This window comes from Nocardia sp. CNS-044, from assembly GCF_059570515.1.
Map to the genome: position 1 here is coordinate 1,344,846 of NZ_JCANSX010000005.1, position 6,503 is coordinate 1,351,348.

The following is a 6,503-nucleotide window of genomic DNA, read 5'->3' on the forward strand; positions in this document are numbered from 1 at the left end:
CGCGCCAGGAGGATCTGTGCTTTCCGCCTTCGTATCGGCCTTCCGGACTCCGGACTTACGGCGGAAGATTCTCTTCACGCTGGGGTTGGTCGCGCTGTACCGTGCCGGTGCCGCGTTGCCGTCGCCCGGCGTGGACTACAAGGCCGTCCAGGAATGTGTCGACCTGGTCTCCGGCGGTGAGAACGCAGGCATCTACCAGCTCATCAATCTCTTCTCCGGTGGTGCGCTGCTGCAGTTGTCGGTCTTCGCGATCGGCATCATGCCGTACATCACCGCCAGCATCATCATCCAGCTGCTCACCGTCGTCATCCCGCGGTTCGAAGAACTGCGCAAGGAAGGCCAAGCCGGCCAGACGAAGATGACGCAGTACACGCGGTACCTGTCGATCGCGTTGGCCATCCTGCAGGCGACCGGTCTGGTCGCGCTCGCGGCGCGTGGTCAGCTGCTCCAGGGCTGCCAGCAGGACATCCTCGCCGACACCAGCATCTTCGGCATGATCATCATCGTGCTCGTGATGACCGCCGGTGCGGCGCTCGTCATGTGGTTCGGTGAGCAGATCACCGAGCGCGGCGTCGGCAACGGTATGTCCCTGCTGATCTTCGCGGGCATCGCCGCGCGCATCCCCACCGAGGGCAAGGCCATCCTGGACAGCCGTGGCGGTCTGGTCTTCGGCCTGGTGTGCGCCGCCGCCTTCGCCATCATCGTCGCGGTGATCTTCGTCGAGCAGGGCCAGCGCCGCATTCCGGTGCAGTACGCCAAGCGCGTGGTCGGCCGCAAGATGTACGGCGGCTCCTCGACCTACCTGCCGCTGAAGGTCAACCAGGCCGGTGTCATCCCGGTGATCTTCGCGTCGTCGCTGCTGTATCTGCCCAACCTGATCGCGCAGCTGACCTCGTCGCAGAACAACCCTGACCCCAGTTGGTGGCAGGAGATCATTCAGAAGTACCTGGTGAACCCGAGCAATCCGGTGTACATCGCCATCTACTTCGGCCTGATCGTGTTCTTCACCTACTTCTATGTCGCGATCACCTTCAACCCGGAGGAACGCGCCGACGAGATGAAGAAGTTCGGTGGCTTCATCCCGGGGTATCGTCCCGGTAAGCCGACGGCCGACTATCTGAACTTCGTCCTGAGCCGCATCACCCTGCCCGGCTCCATCTACCTCGGTCTGGTGGCAGTCCTGCCGAACCTCTTCCTCGATATCGGCAACACCGGTGGCGTCCAGAACCTCCCGTTCGGCGGTACCGCGGTGCTGATCATGGTGAGCGTCGGCCTGGACACCGTGAAGCAGATCGAAAGCCAGCTGATGAATCGAAATTACGAAGGGTTCCTCAAGTGAGAGTTGTACTGCTCGGTCCGCCGGGTGCCGGCAAAGGCACTCAGGCCGTCCTGCTGTCGGAGAAGCTGGGCGTCCCGCACATCTCCACCGGGGATCTCTTCCGCGCGAACATCGGCCAGCAGACCCCGCTGGGTCGCGAGGCACAGAAGTACATGGACGCGGGCGATCTGGTGCCCAGCGACGTGACCAACCGCATGGTCGAGCAGCGGGTCAACGAACCCGACGCCGCGAACGGCTTCGTGCTCGACGGCTACCCGCGGACCATCGATCAGGCCGAGGCCCTGGAGAAGATCCTCGGCGACATGGACAAGAAGCTGGACGCCGTCCTGTGCTTCGTCGTGGCCGAGGACACCGTGGTCGAGCGGATGCTCGCGCGTGGTCGTGCCGACGACAACGAGGACGTGATCCGCAACCGGCTACGGGTGTACCGCGAGGAGACCGAGCCGCTGCTGCAGCACTACGACGGTCTGGTCGTCACGGTCGACGGCGTCGGCGAGGTGGACGAGGTCAACGCCCGCGCGCTGCGCGCACTGGGACACTGATGTCCCTGTCTCGGGAGCGCTGAGCCGTCATGGTCTTCGGCCGCAAGAAGAGCAAGAAGGTGGTGCCGTTCCGCACCGCCGGTGAGCTGGACGCCATGGCGGCGGCGGGCGCGGTGGTCGGCCGCACCCTCGTCGCCGTGCGTGCGGCCGCCAAGCCCGGGGTCTCCACCCTGGAACTGGACGAGGTCGCCGAGCAGACCATCCGCGACGCGGGCGCCGTGCCGTCCTTCAAGGGCTACCACGGCTTTCCCGCCTCGATCTGCGCGTCGGTGAACGACCGCGTGGTGCACGGGATTCCCACCGCGGAGGAGATCCTGGTCGAGGGCGATCTGATCTCGATCGACTGCGGCGCCATCCTGGACGGCTGGCACGGTGACTCCGCGTGGACCTTCGGCGTCGGCGAGATCATCGAGGCCGATCGACTGTTGAGCGAGGCGACCCGCCTGTCCATGGAGGCGGGCATCGCGGCCATGGTGCCGGACAACCGGCTGACCGACGTGTCGCACGCCATCGAGATGGGCACCCGTGCCGTCGAGGAACTGCACGGCCGCGCCTACGGCATCGTCGACGGTTACGGCGGACACGCGATCGGCCGCGAGATGCACATGGACCCGTTCCTCGCCAACGAGGGCGCGCCGGGCAAGGGCCCGAAACTCGTGGTCGGCTCGGTACTGGCCATCGAACCCATGCTCACCCTCGGCACCACCCAGACCAAGGTGCTCGACGACGACTGGACGGTGGTCACCCTCGACGGCAGTCGCGCCGCCCACTGGGAACACACCGTCGCGGTCACCGAGGACGGACCGCGCATCCTCACCTTGCGCCCGGAGTAGCGGCGGCGCCTCGCGGTAGCATCTGTCGTTGTAGAACGCTGCGGCTGGATCAGGCCGCAGCGTCGCCACTTCGACCGGATGCTGCCGTACGAGAAATGGCAAGCGGCGCGGGACACTTCTCCGCGGCTGCCGTCGACGCCGGACGTTCCCGGCGGACATCACCCGCATGGCACAACTGGTCGGAACATGTACCGACACTCCAGGTTCGGCCGTACGCTCGCGCGGCGAGGACGCGATTCGCACCGACGCCGCGGGCCGGGCCCGTCTCGGTCGATCTCGCCGTGGTGACCGGCTTCGACACATTCGTGTACCGGCTTTGGTCGCCCGACGGTACCCAGCTCGCCGCTGGATCGGTGACGTCGTTCCTTGCACCCGCGCCCTGCGCGCCTGACCGAAACCTTCGGCGGTGCTGTGGGTTCGGTGGTTCTGCGTTTCGCACCTCCCTCTCTGACGATGCAGTCAGATTAGGTTCCGTGCGGGGGTCGGCTCCCGAGTAGCGAACTACTCGAATCTCGCTGAAGCGGACCGCAGTTGGTGTCCGCGGCACGCGCGCGATGCCGCGCGCTACCCGGGATGGGCTGCCGTCGAGGGTGTTTCAGCTCTGGCCGGTTTTGCGGAAGAACAGCACGTGATCATGGTCGATCAGCGTCATCGACTTGCGCAGCTGCCGCAGACCCGCGCCGGGCAGGTAGGTCAGGTTCGCGAAGGATTGTGTGTTGCCGAACGCCGACCGCAGTTTGTTCTCGGTGGCGTGGCTGGCGCCGTAGGCGGCGAGCACGCCGAAGTCCAAGGGCGCGAGCGGCTCGTCGAGCGTGGCGGGTCCGGCCGGGCGGCCGAGCGCCGCGTACTGGGTCGCCTTGCCGTGCTCGTAGCGGCACAGCTCGTAGGACATGTTCGCGGTGGCTGTCACGCTGACCACCGGCCAGCGCTGGGAAAGCCGCAGGGCCAGCGGGTGTTTGCCGACGGGAGCCAGCTCCCAGTTCAGGCTCATCACGGTCACCCAGCCGCCGTAGGACATCTCGATCAACACCACGTCGTCGCCGAGCGTGCTAGCCGTGTTGAGCTCGGCCTCGCCGATCACCCAGTCCTCGTCGTCGGAACTGTGATAGGTGGCGCTGTCGACGGGCTGGATGTCGTCCTGGGCGTAGGCCTCGATGATGGCGGCGCGCAGTTGCGTCATGGCGTCGCGATCCGGACAGCGCACGCCGAGTGCGCCGAAGGTCGGGCCGATCTCGACCGGCGTCGACGGCGGCTCCGGATCCTCGCCCGGCGCGAGCGGCCGCAGCCCGACCAGCGCCAGTCGCCAGTTGATCTCCTCCACCGTGGATAGGTCACCGGAGGACTTGCGCACGATCTGCTGCTGGGTCAGCCGCCCGGCCTGCTCCAGGGTGCGGCACTCCAGTTCGACGAGCGCGTTGTAGGACTTCGGCGTGAGATCCAGATCGCGAATCCCGCACGCGCGCAGCCGGATCGACATGGTGGTCGAAGTGAAGGCGGCGTACCGTTCGCGGTACATCGCCAGCGCCTGCTTGCGCGAGCGGCCGACCATGAGGGTGCGCAGCAGCGTGCTCAGGCTGGCCAGGTACTTGCCCGCCAGGTCGGGATTGGCGGCGGCCAGCTCGGCGCGGATGCGGGCGGCGTCCTCGACGGCGGCGACGGCCGCGTCCTGGTCCAGCCTGCCGAGCCACACGCCGCATTTGCCGAGCCCGTCGGCGCACATACCCGCCACGTGCGGGTGGGTCTGCGCCACTTGGCGATACGCCGCGCAGGCGCCGCGGATGGTCGTCGTGGCGAGGTCGCGACGTCCGGCCGCCCTGGTTACCTGTTCGAAGACCCGTAGCGACTCTTGCAATTCACCGGCGAACCGCGCCTCGACCATTCCCGCGGCCAGCCACCGCAGCCGGATGTCGACCGCTTCCTGCGCAGGGGCGGGCGCCTCCAGGGTTCGGTCTCGGCGCGCGGCGGGATCGTTCTTCGTGGCGACCAGCGCCTTGGCCAGTTCGACGAGCGAAGTGGCCAGGCGGAGTTCGGAATCGACCGTTCGGTCTCGGGCCGCACTGCGATCTACCGCAACCTGTCGTTCGACAGCACTCAGATCCATCGCGAACCCAACTCCCGCATCACCTTCCACAGACGGTCGTTCCTTCGGCCGCATCTGTTCTCGCGGAAAGTCTGCCACAAATCGGGTGCCGTCGCCCGGGAACGATCGGGCTCGCTGCTAGCTGTCAGCTAACTCGGCGCGAACCGCGTGCTCAGGCCTCCAGCAGGAGCGTGACGGGGCCGTCGTTGGTGAGATCGATGTGCATGTGCGCGCCGAAACGGCCCGTCGCGACGGTCGCGCCGAGCGTGCGCAGCGCCTCGGCGAAGGTGTCGACGAGCGGTTCGGCGACCGGGCCCGGCGCGGCCGCCGACCAGGAGGGGCGGCGGCCCTTCGCGGTGTCGGCGTAGAGGGTGAACTGGCTGACGACGAGCACGGGCGCGTTCAGATCCGCGGCCGAACGTTCACCATCCAGGATGCGTAGCCGCCACAGCTTGTCCGCCAGAGCTTTCGCGGTCGCCTCGGTGTCGTCGTGGGTGACGCCGACCAGCGCGACCAAGCCCTGCGGGTCGGGATCGATCCGCCCGACGAGTTCGCCGTCGACGGTCACCTGCGCCGCGGTCACTCGTTGCACAAGAACTCGCATGCGGTGATCATCGCACCCGTTGTCCGCCGGACGGACAAGCACATCGCGGGGTGTCCGGACGCTATGTCAATGCCACTGTGCGGCAAGTCATCAGGAGTGGACCGGGCTATCGGACGATGGCGTGCCGACACATCTGCGCGTAACTCCCAGGGTGTCTTAGGTTCACGTTAAGGCTACTGGCGAGTCGCTCGGGGATGTCATGGTCGGGACGCAGGTCCGAGGTGAAGGGGCGCGGTGGTCCGCGGGTGCACGAGGAGCGATGGCGATGACGAATGTCGAAAACGATCCCGACATGCTGCGCAAGGCCGCGCAGGTGGAGACCGGTCAGGTGCGCGACGCCATCGAATCCGTGCTGACGAATCTGGACTCCGCGTTGGCGGCGCGTGGAACACCCTGGGGTAACGACAAGTTCGGCAGCCGCTTCCATGACGGCGCGGACGGCTACGCCGTGTCGAAGTCGAACGCGCGGACGAATCTGTCCAACGCGTCGCAGAGCTACGACAACTTCGTGACCGGTCAGGTCAGAACCGCCGACACGATGAAGAAGCAGGACATCCAGAACCGCGACGACCTGAGCTGAGCCGGTACGAGGTCATGACAAACGAATACGCCAAGGCCGAATTGGCCAACGTGCTGGAGGAGGTCCAGCAGCAGTTCCGGTCCATCGCCGCGACCCAGCAGGCGCGGGCCGAGCTGACCGCCAGCGCCACCGTGCGCAAGCGGGTGACCGTCACGGTGAACGCCGACGGCACGATCATCGATACCAAATTTCATTCCGGCATAGAGGAATTGACCTACGGGGACATCGCCAAGGCGGTGACGGCCGCCGCCCAGCAGGCCGCGCAGGAGGTCGGCCGCAAGGCTCAGGAGTTGATGGCTCCGGTGCTGGAGCGGCAGGCACGACTGCCCAAGCTGACCGACATGATCGAAGGACTCGCGGATCTGAATGCCGCGAAGCCGGTCGCGCCGCCCGCGACGATGGTGGTCCCCGACACCGGACACGACGCCGACGGTTCCGTACAGGTCTTCCACGACGTGGAGGCGTACACGCCGAACCGCGATCGCGGAGTCACCGACACCAGCTGGTGAGCTGGGGTAATTCTCG

Annotated in this window: 7 protein-coding genes; 5 read left to right on the top strand and 2 right to left on the bottom strand. The window is 66.8% G+C overall.

What is annotated here, in order from left to right; genetic code table 11:
- The first annotated feature begins 16 nt into the window (after nt 1-16).
- Genes secY through map form a run of 3 tightly spaced genes read left to right on the top strand, consistent with a single transcriptional unit; the run spans nt 17 to nt 2,714 of the window.
- Nucleotides 17-1,339 (top strand): preprotein translocase subunit SecY, encoded by a 1,323-nt coding sequence (gene secY / locus T333_RS07075; protein ID WP_355000144.1) that lies wholly within the window; start codon nt 17-19, stop codon nt 1,337-1,339.
- A complete protein-coding gene (locus tag T333_RS07080; RefSeq protein ID WP_097246897.1) occupies nt 1,336-1,881 on the top strand; it encodes an adenylate kinase in 546 nt (181 codons plus the stop codon). Before secY ends, T333_RS07080 begins: the two co-directional genes overlap by 4 nt.
- Before the next feature lie 29 nt (nt 1,882-1,910).
- Complete coding sequence (map, locus tag T333_RS07085; protein WP_355000143.1) at nt 1,911-2,714, top strand: type I methionyl aminopeptidase; 804 nt, start codon at nt 1,911-1,913, stop codon at nt 2,712-2,714.
- Between the two features lie 595 nt (nt 2,715-3,309).
- On the opposite strand, the gene T333_RS07090 is transcribed toward map, so the two are convergent.
- On the bottom strand, nt 3,310-4,815 hold the full coding sequence (locus T333_RS07090; RefSeq protein ID WP_496423959.1) for a hypothetical protein: 1,506 nt from the start codon (nt 4,813-4,815) through the stop codon (nt 3,310-3,312).
- Between the two features lie 151 nt (nt 4,816-4,966).
- A complete protein-coding gene (gene dtd, locus T333_RS07095) occupies nt 4,967-5,398 on the bottom strand; it encodes a D-aminoacyl-tRNA deacylase (RefSeq protein WP_355000141.1) in 432 nt (143 codons plus the stop codon).
- 265 nt (nt 5,399-5,663) lie between these two features.
- On the opposite strand from dtd, the gene T333_RS07100 reads away from it, so the two are divergent.
- Together T333_RS07100 and T333_RS07105 are read left to right on the top strand one after the other, a co-directional pair.
- A complete protein-coding gene (locus tag T333_RS07100; protein WP_355000140.1) occupies nt 5,664-5,978 on the top strand; it encodes a hypothetical protein in 315 nt (104 codons plus the stop codon).
- A 14-nt stretch (nt 5,979-5,992) separates the two neighbouring features.
- Nucleotides 5,993-6,487, top strand: a complete 495-nt coding sequence (locus T333_RS07105) for a YbaB/EbfC family nucleoid-associated protein (protein ID WP_496423960.1) — start codon at nt 5,993-5,995, stop codon at nt 6,485-6,487.
- The last annotated feature ends 16 nt before the right edge of the window (nt 6,488-6,503 follow it).